The sequence below is a fragment of the Streptococcus mitis B6 genome (assembly GCF_000027165.1).
GTDB classification, from domain to species: domain Bacteria; phylum Bacillota; class Bacilli; order Lactobacillales; family Streptococcaceae; genus Streptococcus; species Streptococcus mitis_AR.
This window is the reverse complement of the sequence record NC_013853.1, coordinates 1,742,273-1,764,878: the sequence shown is the minus strand read 5'-3', so window position 1 is coordinate 1,764,878 and position 22,606 is coordinate 1,742,273. Positions and strand designations below refer to the sequence as shown.

Sequence of the window (22,606 nt, the reverse complement as noted above, 5' to 3'; positions counted from 1 at the left end):
TTTTCTTATTTACGGATTGACTTTGACTGTGAATTTACGTATAATAATATCAACAATGTTGTTGATATTATTATTAATAAGGAGTGGACAACATGATTGATGTAAATGAGCTATTTTAGCAAAATGAATGGTAATTTAAAGGCTATTGAAAAGACTTCATCTAATCAGCAGAGGTATAAAAAGACAATTGATAAGTTTTAACTATCTTTTGTGAAATTAAAAAAATTATAAATATGTTGAGTAGAAGCAAAAGATTTGGCTTGGAATTTTTACAGCAGTGAATCGATAAAAGGAGCATGCTTGATGGTAGATAATATTATTAAATCAGTAGCAGAGAAATTATCCTCTCTGTCTTATATAGAAGGTATTGTTTTAGGTGGTTCACGTGCAAGGGGCACCCATACAGAGGATTCGGATATAGATATCGGCATCTATTACAATTCAGAATCATTTGACATAAATACTATTAATCAATTCGCTACAAAGCTGGATGATGAGCATAGAAATAACCTTGTTGTACCTCCCGGAGCATGGGGTGATTGGATTAATGGCGGCGGATGGTTAGTCATAAACGGGTATCATGTGGATTTAATTTTACGTGATATTAAACGTGTGGAACAAATAATGAAAGATACAGAGCACGGAATTGTTACTGCCAATTATCAGACTGGGCATCCCCATGGTTATATTAGTGCAATGTATCGAGGAGAATTAGCGATTAGCAAAATACTATATGCTAAGAATGAAAGCTTATGCGAATTAAAAAAACAGGCAGAAACTTATCCCAATGCTTTGCAGAAAAGTTTAGTTAACTTTTTTATGTTTGAAGCAGGGTTCTCTTTAATGTTTGTAAAAGCAAATTCGGGAACAGACGATAAATATTATATTGCGGGTCATGTTTTTCGTATAGTTTCATGTTTAAATCAAGTGTTATTTGCATGTAATAATGCTTATTGTATCAACGAAAAGAAAGCTATAAAACTGCTTGAAACTTTTGAACATAAACCTGAAAAATATACCGAGAAGGTAAATCATATTTTTGAAGTACTCGGTATCTCACTTTTTGAATGCTACGACATGACCGAGAAGCTTTATAATGAAGTGAATGAAATTGTATCGGAGATAAATAACTTTTTAAACGAGGAGAGTTCAGATGAAAGAAAACAAATATGATGATAATATATTTTTTCAAAAATACAGTCAAATGAGTCGCTCGCAGAAAGGACTGGCTGGTGCGGGAGAATGGGAGACTTTGAAAAAGATGCTACCTGATTTTAAGGGTAAGCGTGTGCTTGATTTAGGATGCGGCTATGGATGGCACTGTATATATGCGATGGAAAACGGTGCTTCCTCTGTAGTAGGTGTTGATATTTCTCATAAAATGCTCGAAGTAGCAAAAGGAAAAACCCATTTTCCACAGATTGAATATGAATGCTGTGCCATAGAAGATGTGGATTTCCCAGAGGAGAGCTTTGATGTAATACTAAGTTCGCTTGCGTTTCATTATGTAGCAGACTATGAGAATTTAATAAAAAAGATATATAGGATGCTGAAGGCTGGTGGCAATTTAGTTTTTACAGTTGAACATCCTGTTTTTACTGCTCATGGAACACAAGACTGGTATTATAACGAAAAAGGAGAAATACTGCATTTCCCGGTGGACAATTATTATTATGAGGGCAAACGGACAGCTATGTTTTTGGAAGAAAAGGTTACAAAATATCATAGAACACTGACCACATATCTAAATACACTGCTTTCAAATAGTTTTATAATAAATCAGATTGTGGAGCCACAGCCGCCAGAGAACATGATGGATATTCCGGGGATGGCGGATGAAATGCGACGCCCAATGATGCTGATTGTATCGGCAAAAAAGAAGATGTAATAATATAGAAAAAATAAACGAGGAGTATGTAAATGAGATCAGAAAAAGAAATGATGGATTTAGTACTTTCTTTAGCAGAACAGGATGAACGTATTCGAATTGTGACCCTTGAGGGGTCACGCGCAAATATTAATATACCTAAAGATGAATTTCAGGATTATGATATTACATATTTTGTAAGTGATATAGAACCGTTTATATCTAATGATGACTGGCTTAATCAATTTGGGAATATTATAATGATGCAAAAACCGGAGGATATGGAACTATTCCCGGCTGAAGAGAAAGGCTACTCCTATATAATACTTTTTGATGATTATAATAAAATAGACCTTACCTTATTGCCCCTGGAAGAGTTGGGAAACTACCTGAATGACGATAAATTGATAAAGATTATTCTGGATAAGGATGGAAGGATTCAGCAAGCTGTAGTTCCGACCGACATGGATTATCATATAAGAAAACCCAGTGCCCGGGAATACGATGACTGCTGCAATGAATTCTGGAACACCACTACCTATGTGGTTAAGGGACTGTGCCGTAAGGAAATTTTATTTGCTATTGATCATTTTAATCAGATTGTTCGCCATGAGCTGCTGAGAATGATATCATGGAAGGTCGGCATCGAAACAGGCTTTAAATTAAGTGTAGGCAAGAACTATAAGTTTATTGAAAGGTATATATCCGAGGATTTGTGGGAGAAACTTTTGTCCACCTACCGGATGGATTCCTATGAAAACATATGGGAAGCATTATTTCTATGCCATCAATTGTTCAGGGCGGTATCCGGTGAGGTGGCGGAAAGGCTTCATTATGCCTATCCGGAGTATGATAGGAATATAACAAAATATACCAGGGACATGTATAAAAAATACACTGGTAAAACCGGCTGCCTGGATAGCACATATGCCGCTGATATAGAAGAGAGGCGGGAACAGTGATTACAGAAATGAAAGCAGGGCACCTGAAAGATATCGATAAACCCAGCGAACCATTTGAGGTGATAGGTAAGATTATACCGAGGTATGAAAACGAGAATTGGACCTTTACAGAATTACTCTATGAAGCGCCATATTTAAAAAGCTACCAAGACGAAGAGGATGAAGAGGATGAGGAGGCAGATTGCCTTGAATATATTGACAATACTGATAAGATAATATATCTTTACTACCAAGACGATAAATGCGTCGGAAAAGTTAAACTGCGAAAAAATTGGAACCGGTACGCTTATATAGAAGATATCGCCGTATGTAAGGATTTCAGGGGGCAAGGCATAGGCAGCGCGCTTATCAATATATCTATAGAATGGGCAAAGCATAAAAACTTGCATGGACTAATGCTTGAAACCCAGGACAATAACCTTATAGCTTGTAAATTCTATCATAATTGTGGTTTCAAAATCGGCTCCGTCGATACTATGTTATACGCCAACTTTGAAAACAACTTTGAAAAAGCTGTTTTCTGGTATTTAAGGTTTTAGAATGCAAGGAACAGTGAATTGGAGTTCGTCTTGTTATAATTAGCTTCTTGGGGTATCTTTAAATACTGTAGAAAAGAGGAAGGAAATAATAAATGGCTAAAATGAGAATATCACCGGAATTGAAAAAACTGATCGAAAAATACCGCTGCGTAAAAGATACGGAAGGAATGTCTCCTGCTAAGGTATATAAGCTGGTGGGAGAAAATGAAAACCTATATTTAAAAATGACGGACAGCCGGTATAAAGGGACCACCTATGATGTGGAACGAGAAAAGGACATGATGCTATGGCTGGAAGGAAAGCTGCCTGTTCCAAAGGTCCTGCACTTTGAACGGCATGATGGCTGGAGCAATCTGCTCATGAGTGAGGCCGATGGCGTCCTTTGCTCGGAAGAGTATGAAGATGAACAAAGCCCTGAAAAGATTATCGAGCTGTATGCGGAGTGCATCAGGCTCTTTCACTCCATCGACATATCGGATTGTCCCTATACGAATAGCTTAGACAGCCGCTTAGCCGAATTGGATTACTTACTGAATAACGATCTGGCCGATGTGGATTGCGAAAACTGGGAAGAAGACACTCCATTTAAAGATCCGCGCGAGCTGTATGATTTTTTAAAGACGGAAAAGCCCGAAGAGGAACTTGTCTTTTCCCACGGCGACCTGGGAGACAGCAACATCTTTGTGAAAGATGGCAAAGTAAGTGGCTTTATTGATCTTGGGAGAAGCGGCAGGGCGGACAAGTGGTATGACATTGCCTTCTGCGTCCGCTCGATCAGGGAGGATATCGGGGAAGAACAGTATGTCGAGCTATTTTTTGACTTACTGGGGATCAAGCCTGATTGGGAGAAAATAAAATATTATATTTTACTGGATGAATTGTTTTAGTACCTAGATTTAGATGTCTAAAAAGCTTTAACTACAAGCTTTTTAGACATCTAATCTTTTCTGAAGTACATCCGCAACTGTCCATACTCTGATGTTTTATATCTTTTCTAAAAGTTCGCTAGATAGAGTTCTATATTAGAGATGTAAAGAGTTTTGGTGAAGAGGTTTGTGAGTATGGCTTTTATAACCAGGGTGCAATGAGAAGCACTAACAGCAGCTAGCTTAAGAACGCATAGGATATACTTTTTATGGAAGTCACAGAGGAGGAATAAAATTTGAACAGGATTAACAGAGTAACCTCTATTCTTATTCAGCTGCAATCAAAAAAAATAATTCCTGCCAAAGAAATTGCACAGCGATTTAATATAAGCTTAAGGACAGTTTACAGAGATATCCGGACACTTGAAGAAGCCGGAATACCAATTGGATCTGAGGCCGGAAAAGGATATTTTCTTGTAGAGGGCTTCCTACTTCCGCCGGTAATGTTTACAGCGGCGGAAGTGGGTGCATTGATTACAGCAGGGAAATTTTTAAATTGCCATGGAGATGAATCATTTATAAAGGATTTTGATTCAGCTATGTATAAAATCAAATCTATTTTGAAGCATGGTGAAAAAACTATGCACAGGAGTTGGAGAACAGTATTAACGTGTACAGCACATCTGGACAGAAAAATACATTGGCGGATAACGTTATTGCAGCAATTCAGACTGCAATCTGCAATAAAAGGGTAATATCAATTCAATATCCTGCATCAGGAGGGCAAGAACCGGAAAGCAGAATGATAGAGCCTATATCACTGGGGTTTTATGAACAGAACTGGTACTTAATCGGTTTTGCAGGCTAAGAAATGAATATAGGAATTTTCGTGTGGATCGGATTAAAAGCATTTGCATAGAAGAAGAGCTCTGTCAAAGCCATGATGGCTCTTTGGAACAAATATTAAAACAAATGCTTTCATATAAAAAACTATATAATGTAATTCTTAGAGCTGAAAAAGGGGAGACATACAATTCTATCAAGAACAGGTATTCTCTCGGCTTCCTTGAAGAAACCGATTTGGGAAGTAAAATGGAAATCGAATTCCAGACAGATTCCTTTGAGATATTGAGCAAGCAGCTGATTGAATATGGATCAGGCATTGAAATAGTCCAACCTGATGAATTAAAATGCATAACCCGTAAACACCTGGCACAAATTACGAATCACTGCCTAAACTTGATTTAGAGAAAGCGATTGGTCTGTTATGTATTTTTTGTAAGGTTTCATATCCCCTGCTGACATACAGCTGTCAGTGTATTATGATATTCTACTATCAAAAAGGAGGATTGAAAAATATGAAACCAAAGATAATTATGCACACACAAATTAGCCTTGATGGCCGCATTAAAGGCTTTGATAATCCGGAAGTTTACTACCAGGTTGCCGGGGGAATTCATTCGGATGCGGTGCTGTTTGGGTCCAATACTGTTTTTACTGCATTTGAAAAATATCCTGCTGAAACAGAGGCTGATTATGGAAGAAGTTTTAATTGATGATAATATGGTTTTTGATATTGATAATTTAAAAGGATTTCTTAATGATACCAGTTCATTTGGGTTTATAGCTAAAGAAAATAATAAAATTATAGGATTTGCATATTGCTATACACTTTTAAGACCTGATGGAAAAACAATGTTTTATTTACACTCAATAGGAATGTTACCTAACTATCAAGACAAAGGTTATGGTTCAAAATTATTATCTTTTATTAAGGAATATTCTAAAGAGATTGGTTGTTCTGAAATGTTTTTAATAACTGATAAAGGTAATCCTAGAGCTTGCCATGTATATGAAAAATTAGGTGGTAAAAATGATTATAAAGATGAAATAGTATATGTATATGATTATGAAAAAGGTGATAAATAAATGAATATAGTTGAAAATGAAATATGTATAAGAACTTTAATAGATGATGATTTTCCTTTGATGTTAAAATGGTTAACTGATGAAAGAGTATTAGAATTTTATGGTGGTAGAGATAAAAAATATACATTAGAATCATTAAAAAAACATTATACAGAGCCTTGGGAAGATGAAGTTTTTAGAGTAATTATTGAATATAACAATGTTCCTATTGGATATGGACAAATATATAAAATGTATGATGAGTTATATACTGATTATCATTATCCAAAAACTGATGAGATAGTCTATGGTATGGATCAATTTATAGGAGAGCCAAATTATTGGAGTAAAGGAATTGGTACAAGATATATTAAATTGATTTTTGAATTTTTGAAAAAAGAAAGAAATGCTAATGCAGTTATTTTAGACCCTCATAAAAATAATCCAAGAGCAATAAGGGCATACCAAAAATCTGGTTTTAGAATTATTGAAGATTTGCCAGAACATGAATTACACGAGGGCAAAAAAGAAGATTGTTATTTAATGGAATATAGATATGATGATAATGCCACAAATGTTAAGGCAATGAAATATTTAATTGAGCATTACTTTGATAATTTCAAAGTAGATAGTATTGAAATAATCGGTAGTGGTTATGATAGTGTGGCATATTTAGTTAATAATGAATACATTTTTAAAACAAAATTTAGTACTAATAAGAAAAAAGGTTATGCAAAAGAAAAAGCAATATATAATTTTTTAAATACAAATTTAGAAACTAATGTAAAAATTCCTAATATTGAATATTCGTATATTAGTGATGAATTATCTATACTAGGTTATAAAGAAATTAAAGGAACTTTTTTAACACCAGAAATTTATTCTACTATGTCAGAAGAAGAACAAAATTTGTTAAAACGAGATATTGCCAGTTTTTTAAGACAAATGCACGGTTTAGATTATACAGATATTAGTGAATGTACTATTGATAATAAACAAAATGTATTAGAAGAGTATATATTGTTGCGTGAAACTATTTATAATGATTTAACTGATATAGAAAAAGATTATATAGAAAGTTTTATGGAAAGACTAAATGCAACAACAGTTTTTGAGGGTAAAAAGTGTTTATGCCATAATGATTTTAGTTGTAATCATCTATTGTTAGATGGCAATAATAGATTAACTGGAATAATTGATTTTGGAGATTCTGGAATTATAGATGAATATTGTGATTTTATATACTTACTTGAAGATAGTGAAGAAGAAATAGGAACAAATTTTGGAGAAGATATATTAAGAATGTATGGAAATATAGATATTGAGAAAGCAAAAGAATATCAAGATATAGTTGAAGAATATTATCCTATTGAAACTATTGTTTATGGAATTAAAAATATTAAACAGGAATTTATCGAAAATGGTAGAAAAGAAATTTATAAAAGGACTTATAAAGATTGATTATATAATATATGAAAAGCTATTATAAAAGACATTAGTATTAAATAGTTTAAAAAAATGAAAAATAATAAAGGATTTTGAGAAAATCATAACAAGCCCGGAGGACCCCAGACCAATAGGAGTCATACCTGACAGCAGAGGTATCTTGAGAAGTCTTCATTGCTTAAGAAATCTTGGATATCTGAAGGAAATTGTCATTCTGGTATCAACTGCCACTCCGAAGGAATATTTGAATTATTTGGAGGAAAGGCATTACCCATATATTGTGTCAGGAAATGATCATGTGGACTATGAAAAAGCCTTTCAGATCCTGCATGAGCAATATGGGTGTAAATACATGCGGACAGACAGTGGCGGTGGATTAACCAACAAATTATTAGAAAACGGACTTATTGATGAAATCAGTCTTGTGATATCACCATGTTTTGTAGGTAATAAAGAAAAACAACTATTTGATAACCTTCTGTTATCTGAAAAAGTTAATTTGGAATTGCAGGGAACAGAGAATGCAGAACATGGCTGTCTGTCATTGCGCTATGCTGTGAAAAATAAGGATTAGTGCAGCATACTTTAAAAAGTGTCTGTTGGGACAGTGTCCTAAAGGAAGCATAAGCTCATGGCTAGCGGCGGTGTTAAAGTAACGGCACTCGGCCCCAATATATAGTTGATATGCCCCTAAGCCTTTGAGGGCAAGGCGGTCAACCGCGCCTTTTCCGGTCCGCATACAGTCGTTCAATGAGGGTATCAAGCTCGGCAATGCGGCGGTGCTTCTCGGTGGTTCGTTTCTTCGCCGCCGTTTTCGGCTAATTCTAATTGATCCGAACTGTAAGGATAAGCAATTATCCGGGGCTAGTTAAGTATCTTAGAGAGGAAGATAAAGATAAGTAAACCAATTTTAAAGTTGTACCGAATAAAGCCTTCAAGAGGACAACATGCTTTTGAAGGCTTTATTGCTTACAATTACTTGGATTGTAACGCAAAAGCAGGCACCAAATCAATGAAAAATAGCCTATCCAGGCGACTGTTTCAGAAATATGGGCTTCCGCCAAGGGGATACCAGTGGGGTGCGACATCTTTTTTGCCCACTCAAGGCATGTAGAGTCCATTGTTCTGTTGCGAAAAAGATAAAAAATCAAATCAGTTTTATAGAGATGTAAGTTGTTGATGATAACTTGCATCTTTTTCATATGTTAAGATTGGAGTGATAAGGATGATAAAAAATGATACATGTAGTGAAGATACCAGTTAAAAATAAAACGAAAGAAGTAGTAAGAATTACAGTATATTGTAGAGTAAGTAAAAATATAGAAGAACAACGTTCAGGTTTAAATAGTCAAATTGCATATTTTAAAGAACTTTCTAACAAAGTAATAGAAATCGATTTAGCTGAAGTGTATCACGATGTTGGAAGAAGTGGGTTAATAAAGAATGGAAGAACAAGCTATAAAAAAATGATTGTAGATGGATTATAAGGCAAATTTGATTACATTATTACAAAATCAGTTAGTAGGTTTATAATAAAGCATTGTAGTAAAATAAAAAAATATGATATATTTAGATTAGTGATAATAAAAAAAAGGAGCTAAAAATATGAGTTGTCATAGTATTGGGCATGGATTAAATTCAGTGTCTAAAAAGGTATTAGAGTTGTATGATGAAGGGAAAATTGAATTTAGTGTTGCGAAAGATTTATTATACACCACAAGAAATGCTGTACATTATTGTGATGGAAATACGTATGAAGCGATTGCATGTTTTGATGGATGTAGATGTGCTAGATGTTTAAAGAAAACAAATGAGTTATATGGTCTTTATGATGCATTAGATGAGTGTAGAGAGTATTATGATATTTTTAGCAATAAAGAAGATGGAGTATTATCTGGTGATCTTTGTAAGGATTGTTTTGATGAAATTTGTGAAAAACACCATTCGATTATCATAGAAGACGAAGTTGTATATTAAAAAAGTTTTACTCGATAATGGGTAAATCTTCAACTTTTAGCGGAATTATTAGCAGATAGTAATAATATACCTATGATATTTGTGAAGTTTAATCTTATATTTTCAATAAGGGATTACTATACACATTGCTTATCTCTTTTAATCTTTGATTCACGTTGAGAGTGTTGTCTTGATGTCAAGGGTTCAGAAGTAACATGTGAAAAAGGCTTGAAAATAGGTCATTTTAAAAATAGATTGTAATTTTTAAGTACATTGAAATCACGAAAATGCTTGTAAATCAGGGCATGGAAACATATCAATACGGACAGTGGAGTTGACAGAGTAGTAACCAAAATTGAAGGTGTGAACTGGTCTTTTAGCGATAAAATGTTTGTCTACTTTATAAATGATTTAGAGATGTATAGTAAGTGGGAATATTCAGGTGAAAGTGAGTTGCTTATGTTGGAATATAAAGAGGGCATACTATCTTTTGATAATATAATGCAATTCTATTTAGATAAAATGATGCGGGATAAGGTTATTGATTCAATTCCTTCATTTTTTCAGCAGTTACTTAGAATCTGTAAAAAGTTTAAAGCATTAAAAGACATTAGTAACGCATTTGGAAGGGATAAATTAATCCAAGTAACTAAAGAAAATATTTTAATAATATTCCATCAAGTCTGGCAAAGGTATTTATACAGGGAAAATATTTCTGTATTCAAAACTATGGAAAATGAGCTGTATACAATTTTCAAAGGAATGAAATGGAACAGTTTTATGAATAAAATAAAAGTATTCGTTCAGAAGCCGGAAGTAAAATATATCAATCTGTAACCTTTGCAATGGTGGAAGCATATTGGAATAAGGATAAAAGTATTATAGATAAGCAGGGTTGAGAGGAAGAGTCTGAGTATGGACCAGATTAATAGTTGAACTATCTAAACATAAATTGGCAGATTTCGGAATAGAATTTACTATTGTAAATCTTTAAAATATGCGTCAGTTTTATCTTGCTTTTCCAAAAACTACGTATTGTGTCGCGAATTGAGTTGGACACATTATCGCTTGCCTATGCGAGTGGAGAAACCCCGTGAATTTTAACGAATAAATTTACTCCACCATTATGTAATGAAAATACTTTTGTCATGGTGTATAAGGCCTTTATTTTACTGTATGTGGAGTCATAGCATTGCTATGTAGAGTTGAAAAGCCTGATAAACAAAGGCTTTCTTTTATTTATGTCTACTCAAAAATACTGCTTTCATTTGTATTTTAATAAAAAATTATGTTATGCTCGATATGGAATAAAAAACACATTTAAAATGGAATAGGAGAATGTCAAGATGAAGATTAATATAAGTACCATTATAGAGGCGATTGAAATGGCAGATGATAATTTTACATTTTTTTTATCTGATAAAAATAATATTTCTTTTAATTTTTTCATTTTACTGCACCACCTTTGTTTGAACTTTCAAATCAATCGCCTCTGTATAATGTTTCCACATTTCAGCATAACGTCCATTTTTCTGTATTAAATCATTATGTTTTCCACTTTCAATTAAGCGACCATTTTCCATAACAATAATTTTATTTGCATTACGAATTGTAGAAAGACGGTGTGCAATCATAATGACAGTTTTGTCTTGCATAAGTTTCTCAAAAGCCTTTTGTATCAAATATTCATTTTCAGGGTCGCTAAATGCAGTTGCTTCATCTAATACAATGATAGGGGCGTCTTTAATAATAGCTCTTGCGATAGCAATTCTCTGTCGTTCTCCACCTGAAAGATGTATACCTTGTGTTCCGACTACTGTATCATATCCGTTTGGTAATTTAGAAATAAAATCATGACACTGTGCCGCTTTAGAAGCTGATATGACTTGCTCTTTTGTTGCGTTTGGATTTCCCATGCGAATATTATCGAAAATACTTTGCTTAAAAAGAAATATATCTTGAAACACAAAGCTAATATGTTTCATTAAGTCATTAGTTCCAACTTCACGAACATCAACATTTCCTATTTTAATGCTTCCAGAGGTTACGTCCCAAAAACGAGAAATCAAATTAGCAATCGTACTTTTTCCACCACCAGATAAGCCGACGATCGCTGTTATTTCCCCTTGCTTTGCTTCAAAAGAAACATTTTTTATTGCCAGTTCATTCTCTTTTCCAGTATAAGAAAAACTAACATTATCGAATGTAACATTGTCATTATCAAAAGTCTTTGATATTTGTGTATCTTTTAAGACTGGAATATTAAATATTTCGTCCATTCTTGCAACATTTCCATTGATTTGCATAAACGATTCTGAAACATACATAATTTTGTTAAGTATACCCGCTACTGCTGGAACAAAGAGCAAATAGAAGATGAAAGTCATCAGAAATTCTTTCTGGTTTACTGCATTAGTACCAATTAAAATACCTACGGGTATAAGCACAAGATAAATATTGTTAATTATCGTTGTAAATGCAGGCATACAATTTTGCCAACCTAATGAAAATTTCAATACCCATTCTGTATATTGAGAGATTGCATGTTTTAACTGTTCAAATGAATTAGCTGTCTGATTAAAAGCCTTAACGACTGGCATACCTCGTACATATTCAACAGACGCATTATTCATATCTTCAAGAGCAATTTGATATTTCCCCATATTTTCTTTCATTGCCCCACTTCCATAACCCATAAACTGAACAATAAAAGCTAAAATAATACCAACAAGAGAAGCAATGCCGAATCTCCAATCAATAGCAAATAATAAAATAACCATAACAATCGGAGCAGTTACGGAAGCCACAAAATCAGGAAATTGATGTGCAATGAAACCCTCAACACTTTCTATATTTTCGTCCATGATTTTTCTTAACCGTCCACTTCCAATCGTCAAATGATAACCTAAAGGTATTTTGGTAATATGTTCTGCAAATTTAACCTTTAATTCATACAATGTTCCAAAAGCCGCAAGATGAGAACAAAATATCGCCAAAAAATACAACAAAATATTTGCGATAATTCCACCCAGAGCCAACCAGCCATACCCTATTACTTCATTGACATCTAAGCTATTCAAATTTGGATAAACTTGAAGAATAGAACGAATGATGAAGTAAACTGCAATATAAGGAATAAATGAAGCAATCGACGCTAAGGAAGAAAGAATAGCGGATATAAAAATCAGTCCTTTCTTATTTGAAGCCAGTTCCATACATCGTGCCAAGCCAGTTTTAGGCTTTACCTGTTTTGGCGTTTTCTTTGCCATAATAAATCCTCCTAACTAAAAAATGATGTAGTTAGCTCTTGCTAACATACATCATTTTACTTTTTATATTTATTTGCTTCTACTCCATAGCTATATATCTATCCAAAAAATAGCCCAAAAGTGTTAATTTTCTGCCTTTCGATAATCTTTAGGTAAAATACCATATACCGATTGAAATGCAATAGAAAATTTACTTGCATTACTATATCCAAGACTTAACGCAATATCATTTATTTTACGCTTTGAATTTCTTAATTCATTAGACGCTATATTCATCTTGTATTTTTTTATGTAAGAATAAGGAGTATCTCCATATACTTGTGCAAAGACTTTATACAGTAACGACAAGTTAATTCCTTTTTCATAAGCTAATTGTTCCAGAGATACTTTTTCTTCTAAATGTTCTGTCATATATTTGCAAACATCTTTTGTTATTTGTATATATTTTTTGTTGAAATATCGAAATTCAGTTTCTTCATTGCCCGACAGTTTGTTGATGAAATATAAAAATTCGATTGCTTTAACACGAAAATAGGTAATACTTTCCTTATCTTTAGCATTATAAAATTCTTCAAAAAGATGTCCTAACTCAAAGTCTGCATGACTTAAATATCCATTTTTATTTAACTTTAATCTTTCACTTATTTTGTCCATATCTAAGCAAAAATCATTTAGAATTTTTTGTGTATCTGCACTAAGGGCGTGTTTATCTATGACTAAGCTAAATGCGTAACATTTTTTTAGGGGAAAGGAAAAAGATATAGGCAAATGTTTAGTCCCCATAATACTGAAATATCCTTCTGACAAATAAAACATCTGATGATTAGAAAATTCACATTCATAACGCCCCGCTTGACAATGGACAATAGAAATTATATCAGGATTAAATTTTTGTGAGGGCATAATTTCATCTGTATAAAAATCAAGAAAACAAAGTGTGATACCGTCATAAAGATTATAACTTGTAATAATACCTTTTCCTTTACAGCCATAATCTATAATAACACAATCATTATCACTATCGACTAATTGTGCTTTATCTCCATACCAAGATTTATTAAATCTATTATCCATACCAATCATCTCTTTTTGTTAATCTATTCTAATTTTAATATTAACATATATCTGAAACGTGAGCAACGTTTTCTGCTTTTAGGGTAAAGGGGGCTATCTTTTTTTGATAACCCCTTAATACTTATCCTATAATCTTCCAGTTGCTATCCTTATGTAGCACAAGCTCATATTGCGATACCTGCGTTGCCTTTGTCTGATTATCAAGGAATTTCACAGCAACCTTGACTTTCACATTCTCCCCGTCCTTTGTAAAGATAGGGTTTATCAGTTCAGAATAAAGGTAATCTCTGCCGATAGGTTCAAGTACATTACCAGATACATAATAGGCAAGTTCTTTTTCTGTGGCTGTTGGGTACAGCTTAAAGAATGTTTCCAGAAATGCGGTAGCGTCGTTTACAGTATCAGCGTCTACACTTGCGTCTGCTTCTGGTGTCTTAGGCTCATAGTCTGATTTTTCGATTGCTGGTGCAAGGGTAGGGTTCTGAACGATTACCATATCCCCGTCAGCGTCTATATGGACTTTTACGGTATAGGTTGCTTTCACATTGCTTGTCTTTTCTCCCTCTTTTATCTGCTGATCTACTTCGTAGGTAGCAGAAAAAGTGTTCGTTCCCGATTGTTCGATACTCCATACAATCACATTTGTAGCTGTGGAGCTGGTCGGTATATCCGTTCTGATTGTATCAACATTCAAGTCCTGCAATTCCTTTGTCAGATAACCGCTGATTGCCTGCGTCCTTGCTTCGATAGCTTCTTTGCTGTTATTCCATGTGTAGTAGGACTTCGCAAAATTCTTCACGAAATTTTCTATCCCGTTGGTGTCCTGCAAGCAAAGTTCAATGATTTCTTTTTCATGGGTCGTGTGCTGGTCGATAGCAGTAAAATTCTTATACACTCCAAAGCTCACGCTTGCGATAAGCACCACCCACAACGCAATCACGGTTTTCTTATGTGTGCCTACCTTAACAGTACGCACCTTTTTTTCTTTTGGTTCTTTGATAGTTTCTGTCTGTTTCTTATTCTTCTTAAACATATTTTTCAAGTCCTTTCTATTGTTTTACTCGTCCTGCACCGATTAAGTGCTGTTGCCAGTAACTATTACTTAGGTCTGCATATCCTATCGGGTCGCCCGCATGGTACATCTGGTTATTTCCTACATAAATGCCGACGTGGGTTACATACGAACCAGCGTTATAGGTGGAATGGAAAAATACCAAGTCCCCAGCCTTTGCCTGCGAAAGCGGAAGATGTTGGGTAGCGTCATATTGTGCTTGTGCTGTTCTCGGTAAGGAGATACCAGCTTTTCCATAACACCATTGCATCAGTCCCGAGCAGTCAAAGGAAGTGTTGGGATTGCTACCGCCATACACATACTTCCAGCCTTGATATTTCAACGCTTCATTCATTACCTTTTGTGCCAGCTCTCCCGATACCTGCGGAACAGTTAAATACTGATTGACTAATTCCACATAGAACATATTTCCATAGCCATACCGCCAGCCCCCGTTCTTTGCAACGGCTATCGGGTTGGTGTAGGTTACTTTCTTTCCACCCGATTTCTCACGGGCGAAGCTCTCTGCAAGATTAAAGGTATATTTCTTTCCTTTTCCTGCCACATATCCCACATAACCACCGCCATAATTATAGGACTGTATCGCTACATTCAAGTCGTCGATACCTTGATTTTGGCAGGAAGAAAGCAGGGACGCAAAATATTTACACCCCTGCTTGATTGAACTTTCGGTATCTAAAGAGTTGGGTGGTAGTCCCAAACTTTCCGAACTCTGCATAACATCTTCTGCCGTACCGCCACTTTCTACTTGAATAATAGCAAGTAGCACATTGACATACTCGGAGATACCGTTTTCTCTGGCGTATTTTTCCACCATAGGCTGATGTTTCAAAACTTCTGCGGATAAATTCATAACCGTAATGCCAGAAGAAAAGTTGCTGTTTTCGTCGTCGCTGTCCGCACTAATGAGGACACCAAAGAACAGCACCAGAGAAAAGAGGATAGGAAACAGACTGCCAATAAGAGCGATATGTTTCAGTTTCATTTTTTCTTCTGTCCTTTCTTCATTACAAGGTTACGGTTCTTTTCGGTATGTTCCGTTGTACGCTTTGATTGTTCAAAGGTCTGTGCCTTTGTGGTACGCTCTGCTTTGTAATTCTGGTGTGTTTCCTGCGATACCACTTTTTCTACATTCTGCCTATGTTGCACCAGCGATTGAGTAATTCCCGTTACCGTCTGTAATGCTGGTATTACTGGAAGCCTTTTGAAGTTTCGCATTTCCGACATTCAGTTTCGTCCAGAATTGTCCCAATTCCTGCCCCTCGCCAGAGTAGATATAACCGCCACATTCATAGCGTCCTTTATTTTCTTTGACAAAGGCTCTAGCACCAGAGAAAACTTCGTCCTGCGTTGCCTTTGGAATTTCATCATAAGAAGCTCGCACGTTATCACATTGCCAGCCAAGATGTACGCTCAATCTCTGCCAGACTACAAGCTGTCTTAAAAGGTAAGCGTGATTTTTGCTTATTCCGCTGTGGCTGTCTGTGTACTGTTTCACATATTCGATAGATAAGGCAACGTCGCTTATCTGGTCGGCACTCATACGGGTGCTTGCGTCAGCTCTGGTCTTGTAGCCGTTCCTAAAATCTGTGTTAATGTCGATACAGTAAGCGTCCTCGCCCTCAACGGTTAAATGTCCCTCATTAAAGGTAGAACCAATCGAACCGTCATTCATTACTTTTTCAACGATACCGACACGCTCTTTTGACTCCGTCCAGTATTGCTTGCTTTCTGCATGAACGGGTGTCGTCGGTAAAGCAGTAACGACAGTTGCAAGAGCTAAGAAGCCCGTACACAATCGTTTTAACATCTTTTTCATAAATCTAATGCTCCTTTCATTTTGGGTAATAAAATAGCCGTCCAATAAGAACGGCTGGAAATAGAAAAGGAACGTCATGTTAGGCGTTCCATAGTCTATAGGTTATTCAATTTTTTCTTGTTTCAATACTGATGTGTTGTACCATATCTTTGCATATCTAGGAAAACTTGCGTATCAAGGCTCATTCGTTAGTAGTAAATAAGTAGTAAATTGATGTGTTTGTTTCCTTGAAAATGCTGATAGATACTGTATTTTAGCGGATAATCAGATTTTTATTGTGTTTTTAGATTAAAAATTTAACTGCTGGAGAAATAGCAAGTCATTTTAAATTAGAAAAAGCAACTATATCTTATCATCTATCTTTATTAAAAAAGAGTAAATTAATTACCGACAGTAGATATAAAAATTATATCTATTATTCAATTAATAGGGATACATTTGTAGAAGTTATAAGGTGGTTAGATAAATTTTAGGAAAATAGAAAGCTATTGACAAATAGAAAGGAGATTTGCCATGAAAAAAAGATTTTTGAAAGATGTATTAGTGCTGATAGGAATGATGTTTGTAATATTTATTATTTGCATATTTCTCCCAGAGAAAATTCCTATTCATTTCAATGCAAAAGGAATCCCCGATATGTTTGCTAATAAATATTAGACTTCCTGCGAAACTAAAATCCTAGTTCACGGTTGATAATTCCAGCAATCAAATTCATTCGTAATCCAAAGCGTTTACGTCGATTTCGATAGGTTGTTGAAAACATTTTAAACGTTTTTACTTTGGCAAAAATATTCTCAACCTTGATTCTCTCTTTAGATAGCACATGATTATAGGATTTATCTTCAAGAGTTAGTGGCTTAAGTTTACTTGATTTCCTCGGAGTTTGCGCTTGTGAATACATCTTCATGATCCCTTGATAACCACTGTCTGCCAAGATTTTACCAGCTTGTCCGATGTTTCTGCGACTCATTTTGAACAACTTCATATCGTGGCAATAGTTCACTGCAATATCCAAAGAAACAATTCTCCCTTGGCTTGTGACAATCGCCTGAGCTTTCATAGCATGACATTTCTTTTTACCAGAATAATTGGCTAGTTGATTTTTTTAGGACGATTGATTTTTACCTCTGTTGCATCCACAATCACCGTATCCTCAGCACTAAGATGAGTTTTTGAAATCGTAAAACCATTTTGAATAAGAGTTGCTTCAACCCATTGACTCCGACGGATTAAGTTGCTTTCGTGAATGCCAAAATCAGCCGCAATTTGTTCATAAGTGCGGTATTCTCGCATATATTGAAGAGTAGCCATGAGGAGGTTTTCTAGGCTTAACTTAGGGGTTCGTCCACCTTTTGCGTGTTTACGTTGATAAGCTGTTTTTAACACAGCTAACATCTCTTCAAAAGTAGTACGCTGAACACCAACAAGGCGCTTAAATCGTGCATCACTTAATACTTTACTTGATTCATAATTCATAGTTTTATTGTATCATATTTTTGTTTCGCAGGAAGTCTATTATCTTCTGTTTACTACGGTTATTCCGTATTCTGCTTATTGGAAATTCGTACGAGGAAGGAAAAATAAAAAGGTTAAGTGAATATGTATCCATATTTACAAATAACATCTGTGATAAGAGCAACTATTTTAAGAGGTAAGTATGTACCGGGGCAACAGATACCTCCCATAAGGACTTTAGCAGAGATGGAAGGATGTAATCCTGCAACAGTTCAAAAAGCTTTAAAAGTTCTTGAGAAACAGGGACTAATTGTTAGTCGTGGAAGTAAAGGATATTTTGTTATTGAAAGTGAGAAGAAAATAATTGAGTTAAGAAATGAGCATTTGAACAGGCTAACAAAAATATTGTTTGAAAAACTATATGTCTTAGGATTTTCTGATTCTGAGATTATCAAACTATTTGATAGAATAGAAACTAAAAAAAATGAATAAAAATCAATTATGTATAAAGAAGATAAAAATACTGACTATTTAGATTATTGATAAAATGGAGGAAACAAATATGAAAGAATCTAAACATCTAATGTTAGAAATACCAAAGAAACAAAACATTCCTCTTTTCAATAATCTCTATAGTAGATTATTGTTTCAGATGCAAGCTGAAACACGCAAGTGTAGCTAAAGAAGTATTCTTATTCTTACGTTTTAGAGGACGCAGGTGGACAGAAAAAGGCTCCACAATATCCATAAGGGATTTACCCACTACAAATATTATAGTGCCTATAATCTCTATTAACTCTTGCTTTTTCCCTTTCAGAATAAGGAACTTGACAAATTCATCGGACTCATTGAGGACAATCTAAAGCAGGTTCATCCTCTTTTTCAGACTGTCTTTAAAACCTTCCTCAAGGGCAAAGAGAAAATCGTCAACGCCCTTCAACTACCCTATTCCAACGCAAACTTGGAAGCAACGAATAATCTCATTAAACTTATCAAGCGCAATGCCTTTGGTTTTCGGAATTTTGAAAACTTCAAAAAACGGATTTTCATCGCTCTAAATATCAAAAAAGAAAGGACGAAATTTGTCCTTTCTAGATCTTAGCTGACTTCAACCCACTATAGTTGACAAAGAAGCATTTTTTATGGTTTGATAACTTCAGCGCCACCCATATATGGACGAAGTGCTTCTGGAATGGTTACAGAACCATCTGCATTTTGGTAGTTTTCAAGAATAGCAGCCACTGTACGTCCAACTGCAAGTCCAGAACCGTTCAAGGTGTGGAGCAATTTAACCTTGCCATCTGCTTCATCACGGTAACGGATTTGGGCACGACGGGCTTGGAAATCTTCTGTGTTTGAACAGCTTGAAATTTCACGGTAGGTATTTTGCGCTGGAATCCAAACTTCCAAGTCGTAAGTCTTCGCAGCTGAGAAGCCCATATCTCCTGTAGAGAGCGCAACGACACGGTATGGAAGGTTCAGTTTTTGAAGGATATTTTCAGCGTTGGCTGTCATTTTTTCCAATTCTTCGTAAGATTCTTCTGGCTTGGCAAATTTAACCATTTCAACCTTGTGGAATTGGTGCAGACGAATCAAGCCACGAGTATCACGACCAGCTGAACCAGCCTCAGAACGGAATGAAGGACTCATAGCAGTGAAGTAGATTGGTAGGTCTTTCCCATCAAGGATTTCATCGCGGTAGTAGTTTGTTAGAGGAACTTCAGCTGTAGGAATAAGGACGTAATTGCTGTCACTGAGTTCAAAAGTATCTTCCTTGAATTTTGGATATTGACCAGTACCAAACATAGAGTCATGGTTAACCATGTAAGGTGTGATGACTTCAGTATAGCCTTCTTTACCATGCTCATCCAACATAAAGTTGTAGATAGCACGTTCCAAACGAGCGCCGAGGCCTTTATAGAAGAGGAAGCGAGCGCCCGTCACCTTACCACCGCGTTCCCAGTCAAGGATACCAAGGTCTTCACCAAGATCCCAGTGAGCTTTTGGTTCGAAGTCAAATTCGCGTGGACTACCCCAACGGCGAACTTCCACATTGTCGTCTTCGTCAGCCCCAACAGGAACGCTGTCAGCAGGGATGTTTGGAAGAGTAGTGGTAAATTCTGTCAATTTAGCATCGATTTCTGCCAATTCAGCATCCAAGGCTTTGACCTCAGCAGATAGGGTTTGCATGGCAGCAATCTTGTCATCTGCATTTTCCTTGTTTCGTTTAGCTTGAGCAATCTCAGCAGAAACTGTGTTACGTTCTGCCTTGAGAGTTTCAACCTTGACCAAGATGTCACGACGTTTAGCATCGATTTCTTTCATCTCGTTTAAGATAGCAGCATCTACACCACGTGTAGCTAATTTTTCTGCGACAGCATCAAAATCTGTACGAATACGTTTGATATCTAACATAAGAACTCCTTTATGAAAAAAGCACACCCGACAAAGCGTTGGAGTGGCAGGGCCACGGTTCCATCCAACTTCACAGGTGTGCACTTGATTGTGTATGTAATTGTTACTAACGGTAGAATTTCACCTATCCCTCCTATCTGCTCGCAGCACCCGCAGACTTTCTGAAAGAAGAAGATAACCTACTTATCCGTTGCTATGATTATACTAAAGTTTCTACTTTTTTGCAAATAGATTTTTAAATTTTTGACTAATTGTCTGAATCAGGGTAGGAAGTTTGACAACCTTGTCATTGCCTAGTTTTTCGCGAGCAATTTTAAGAATGGCACCTGAATCTTTTGAAGCGAAGAGGAATTTTCCCTGATCAGTAAAGACTTCGAAGTGGCGACTGATTTTGCGACCAGTAACATTAGCTCCAATTTGGTTGATATGGCTCCAGGGAATCTGGATAAATTGTTCAACATTAACATCTGGGTAAAATTCCAGAGCCTGATCTCCGATAAGGAATTTCCCAACTTTCCCAGCTATAGAGAGGTAGGAGGTGCCTGTTGTATTGAGAAGCACTGTTTTGTTAAGAGATTGAGCCATGTCTAGTCTTCCTTGCTTTCACCGAAAAAGGCACTGTAGAGGGCTTTAATAGCTGCTTTTTCTTGGTCTTTATGAACAACAAACATGATAGAAACCTCACTAGAACCTTGAGACATCATCTGGATGTTAATTTTATTTTCAGACAGAGCGCGTGTTGCAGTAGCAGTTACTCCGATATGACTCTTCATCTTTTCACCAACAATCATAATGATTGAAAGGTCGTGTTCGATTTCTGCATGGTCTACTTCAGCCTTTTGAACCAACTGACGAAGGATTTCTTCTTCCTTGATAGGAGTTAGTTCGCGAGAACGGAGGATAATCGAAAGATCGTCGATACCAGTTGGCATATGTTCCCAACCGATGTTGAGGTCTTCAAGGATTTGCAGAACCTTGCGACCAAATCCAATCTCGCGGTTCATGAGGTATTTAGACATATTGATGCTGACAAAACCAGAGTCACCGGCAATTCCCACAACGGGGAACTTGTCACTACTATGTTTTAGAACGATACGAGTACCTGGATGATCAGGGTTGTTGGTATTCTTGATAACGAGAGGGATTTTTCCACGGTAGGCAGGAAGAAGCGCTTCGTCATGAAGGACTGAGAAGCCTGCATAGGCTAACTCACGCATTTCACGGTAGGTTAACTCAGGGATTGAGTGTGGTTGGTGAATAATACCAGGGTGGGCTGCAAAGATACCATCAACGTCTGTAAAGTTTTCATAGAGGTCTGCCTTAACACCGGCAGCAATGATAGAACCTGTAATGTCTGATCCTCCACGTGAGAAGGTACAGATTTGATTTTCCTTGGTAACTCCAAAGAAACCAGGAATGACAAGGACTTCATTTGCGTTTGTCAATTCTTCAATCTTGTCATAACTTGATGGAATGATGCGAGCGTGACCAGGTTCACTTGTGACTACAATACCAGCTTCTCGAGGGTGAACATAGCGTGCATCAATCCCATTTTGGTTAAAGTAGGCAGCAATCAATTTAGCATTGTTATTTTCACCGGCTGCTAGGAAAGTGTCGTAGAGAAATTCATTTTCATCAATAGGAAGAGTGGCTAAGGCGCGAATGCTTTTAGAGATTTTTTCTAAAACAGCAGGTTTTAGTCCTAGTTCACTAACCATAGCAGCATAGCGGTCGATAATCCAGTTTTGGCTCTTGCTAATATCGTTACCAGCAACATAGTCGCGGTAGTATTTAATCAAGGCATCCGTAACCTTAGTATCTTCAGCATTGCGTTTACCAGGCGCAGAAACGACCACAAAACGACGCTCTGAATCGCTTTTGACGATGTTTAAAACTTTTTCTAATTGACTAGCAGAGGCAAGAGAGCTACCTCCAAATTTAACAACTTTCATAAGAAC

At 35.9% G+C, this 22,606-nt stretch carries 22 protein-coding genes and 6 pseudogenes; 18 read left to right on the top strand and 10 right to left on the bottom strand.

Going from position 1 to position 22,606, the window contains the following annotated elements; genetic code table 11:
* Positions 1-303: 303 nt before the first annotated feature.
* The 14 genes and pseudogenes from SMI_RS08695 (at position 304) to SMI_RS08620 (ending at position 10,381) form a co-directional block, all read left to right on the top strand.
* Complete coding sequence (locus SMI_RS08695; RefSeq protein WP_000228166.1) at positions 304-1,173, top strand: nucleotidyltransferase domain-containing protein; 870 nt, start codon at positions 304-306, stop codon at positions 1,171-1,173.
* Positions 1,154-1,888 (top strand): class I SAM-dependent methyltransferase, encoded by a 735-nt coding sequence (locus tag SMI_RS08690; protein WP_000662263.1) that lies wholly within the window; start codon positions 1,154-1,156, stop codon positions 1,886-1,888. The genes SMI_RS08695 and SMI_RS08690 overlap by 20 nt, the downstream gene beginning before the upstream one ends.
* 32 nt (positions 1,889-1,920) lie before the next feature.
* On the top strand, positions 1,921-2,829 hold the full coding sequence (locus SMI_RS08685) for an aminoglycoside nucleotidyltransferase ANT(6)-Ia (RefSeq protein WP_001255864.1): 909 nt from the start codon (positions 1,921-1,923) through the stop codon (positions 2,827-2,829).
* A complete protein-coding gene (sat4, locus tag SMI_RS08680; protein WP_000627290.1) occupies positions 2,826-3,368 on the top strand; it encodes a streptothricin N-acetyltransferase Sat4 in 543 nt (180 codons plus the stop codon). The genes SMI_RS08685 and sat4 overlap by 4 nt, the downstream gene beginning before the upstream one ends.
* A 92-nt stretch (positions 3,369-3,460) precedes the next feature.
* Complete coding sequence (gene aph(3')-IIIa / locus SMI_RS08675) at positions 3,461-4,255, top strand: aminoglycoside O-phosphotransferase APH(3')-IIIa (protein WP_001096887.1); 795 nt, start codon at positions 3,461-3,463, stop codon at positions 4,253-4,255.
* Positions 4,256-4,530: 275 nt separating this feature from the next.
* On the top strand, positions 4,531-4,989 hold the full coding sequence (locus tag SMI_RS08665; RefSeq protein WP_012815938.1) for a helix-turn-helix transcriptional regulator: 459 nt from the start codon (positions 4,531-4,533) through the stop codon (positions 4,987-4,989).
* Positions 4,905-5,482 (top strand): annotated as a pseudogene (locus SMI_RS11055) (helix-turn-helix transcriptional regulator). Before SMI_RS08665 ends, SMI_RS11055 begins: the two are co-directional and overlap by 85 nt.
* 110 nt (positions 5,483-5,592) lie before the next feature.
* Positions 5,593-5,772, top strand: a pseudogene (locus tag SMI_RS08655) (riboflavin biosynthesis protein RibD); the annotation flags it as partial.
* Positions 5,771-6,163: a GNAT family N-acetyltransferase gene (locus tag SMI_RS08650; RefSeq protein ID WP_000393259.1), complete on the top strand. Its 393-nt coding sequence runs from the start codon at positions 5,771-5,773 to the stop codon at positions 6,161-6,163. The pseudogene SMI_RS08655 and the gene SMI_RS08650, both read left to right, overlap by 2 nt.
* Positions 6,164-7,603, top strand: a complete 1,440-nt coding sequence (gene aph(2'')-Ia / locus SMI_RS08645; protein WP_001028144.1) for an aminoglycoside O-phosphotransferase APH(2'')-Ia — start codon at positions 6,164-6,166, stop codon at positions 7,601-7,603.
* A gap of 73 nt (positions 7,604-7,676) precedes the next feature.
* A pseudogene (locus SMI_RS08640) lies at positions 7,677-8,162 on the top strand (dihydrofolate reductase family protein); the annotation flags it as partial.
* Positions 8,163-8,823: 661 nt separating this feature from the next.
* Positions 8,824-9,075 (top strand): recombinase family protein, encoded by a 252-nt coding sequence (locus SMI_RS08630; RefSeq protein WP_000582200.1) that lies wholly within the window; start codon positions 8,824-8,826, stop codon positions 9,073-9,075.
* Positions 9,076-9,193: 118 nt separating this feature from the next.
* Positions 9,194-9,565, top strand: coding sequence for a hypothetical protein (locus tag SMI_RS08625; protein WP_001277639.1), 372 nt, complete (start codon positions 9,194-9,196; stop codon positions 9,563-9,565).
* A gap of 342 nt (positions 9,566-9,907) precedes the next feature.
* Complete coding sequence (locus SMI_RS08620) at positions 9,908-10,381, top strand: hypothetical protein (protein ID WP_022615401.1); 474 nt, start codon at positions 9,908-9,910, stop codon at positions 10,379-10,381.
* A gap of 614 nt (positions 10,382-10,995) precedes the next feature.
* Here the strand turns inward: SMI_RS08620 and SMI_RS08615 are convergent.
* The 6 genes and pseudogenes from SMI_RS08615 to SMI_RS08595 form a co-directional block, all read right to left on the bottom strand.
* Positions 10,996-12,813: an ABC transporter ATP-binding protein gene (locus SMI_RS08615; RefSeq protein WP_001085751.1), complete on the bottom strand. Its 1,818-nt coding sequence runs from the start codon at positions 12,811-12,813 to the stop codon at positions 10,996-10,998.
* A gap of 123 nt (positions 12,814-12,936) precedes the next feature.
* Positions 12,937-13,887 (bottom strand): helix-turn-helix domain-containing protein, encoded by a 951-nt coding sequence (locus SMI_RS08610; protein ID WP_000370299.1) that lies wholly within the window; start codon positions 13,885-13,887, stop codon positions 12,937-12,939.
* Between the two features lie 121 nt (positions 13,888-14,008).
* Positions 14,009-14,920, bottom strand: coding sequence for a conjugal transfer protein (locus SMI_RS08605; protein WP_000473997.1), 912 nt, complete (start codon positions 14,918-14,920; stop codon positions 14,009-14,011).
* 16 nt (positions 14,921-14,936) lie between these two features.
* Positions 14,937-15,944, bottom strand: a complete 1,008-nt coding sequence (locus SMI_RS08600; protein ID WP_000768246.1) for a lysozyme family protein — start codon at positions 15,942-15,944, stop codon at positions 14,937-14,939.
* Positions 15,941-16,123: pseudogene (locus SMI_RS10865) on the bottom strand (hypothetical protein); the annotation flags it as partial. The pseudogene SMI_RS10865 and the gene SMI_RS08600, both read right to left, overlap by 4 nt.
* Positions 16,101-16,778: pseudogene (locus SMI_RS08595) on the bottom strand (Cys-Gln thioester bond-forming surface protein); the annotation flags it as partial. The pseudogenes SMI_RS10865 and SMI_RS08595, both read right to left, overlap by 23 nt.
* A 287-nt stretch (positions 16,779-17,065) precedes the next feature.
* Between SMI_RS08595 and SMI_RS08590 the strand changes: the two are divergent.
* The gene (locus SMI_RS08590; RefSeq protein ID WP_197525129.1) at positions 17,066-17,251 is read left to right on the top strand and encodes an ArsR family transcriptional regulator; all 186 of its coding nucleotides are present in this window, start codon (positions 17,066-17,068) and stop codon (positions 17,249-17,251) included.
* A gap of 40 nt (positions 17,252-17,291) precedes the next feature.
* Positions 17,292-17,435, top strand: a complete 144-nt coding sequence (locus SMI_RS08585; protein ID WP_231840207.1) for a DUF1648 domain-containing protein — start codon at positions 17,292-17,294, stop codon at positions 17,433-17,435.
* Between the two features lie 13 nt (positions 17,436-17,448).
* Here the strand turns inward: SMI_RS08585 and SMI_RS08580 are convergent.
* Positions 17,449-18,254, bottom strand: a protein-coding gene (locus SMI_RS08580) for an IS5 family transposase (RefSeq protein WP_164925521.1) whose coding sequence is annotated in 2 segments (ribosomal slippage) — positions 17,449-17,877 and positions 17,880-18,254 — 804 coding nt in all. Because the reading frame shifts where the segments join, the coding sequence is not laid out codon by codon here.
* Between the two features lie 123 nt (positions 18,255-18,377).
* On the opposite strand from SMI_RS08580, the gene SMI_RS08570 reads away from it, so the two are divergent.
* Both SMI_RS08570 and SMI_RS08565 read left to right on the top strand, forming a co-directional pair.
* Positions 18,378-18,725: a GntR family transcriptional regulator gene (locus SMI_RS08570; RefSeq protein ID WP_000283695.1), complete on the top strand. Its 348-nt coding sequence runs from the start codon at positions 18,378-18,380 to the stop codon at positions 18,723-18,725.
* Positions 18,726-19,029: 304 nt separating this feature from the next.
* Positions 19,030-19,335, top strand: a pseudogene (locus SMI_RS08565) (transposase); the annotation flags it as partial.
* 38 nt (positions 19,336-19,373) lie between these two features.
* Here SMI_RS08565 and serS read toward each other — a convergent pair.
* The 3 genes from serS to SMI_RS08550 all read right to left on the bottom strand — a co-directional run bounded on the left by serS (position 19,374) and on the right by SMI_RS08550 (position 22,600).
* Positions 19,374-20,648, bottom strand: coding sequence for a serine--tRNA ligase (gene serS / locus SMI_RS08560; RefSeq protein WP_000884218.1), 1,275 nt, complete (start codon positions 20,646-20,648; stop codon positions 19,374-19,376).
* Between the two features lie 213 nt (positions 20,649-20,861).
* Complete coding sequence (locus tag SMI_RS08555) at positions 20,862-21,233, bottom strand: DUF956 family protein (protein ID WP_000079344.1); 372 nt, start codon at positions 21,231-21,233, stop codon at positions 20,862-20,864.
* Between the two features lie 2 nt (positions 21,234-21,235).
* The gene (locus SMI_RS08550; RefSeq protein WP_000869662.1) at positions 21,236-22,600 is read right to left on the bottom strand and encodes an aspartate kinase; all 1,365 of its coding nucleotides are present in this window, start codon (positions 22,598-22,600) and stop codon (positions 21,236-21,238) included.
* Positions 22,601-22,606 lie beyond the last annotated feature (6 nt).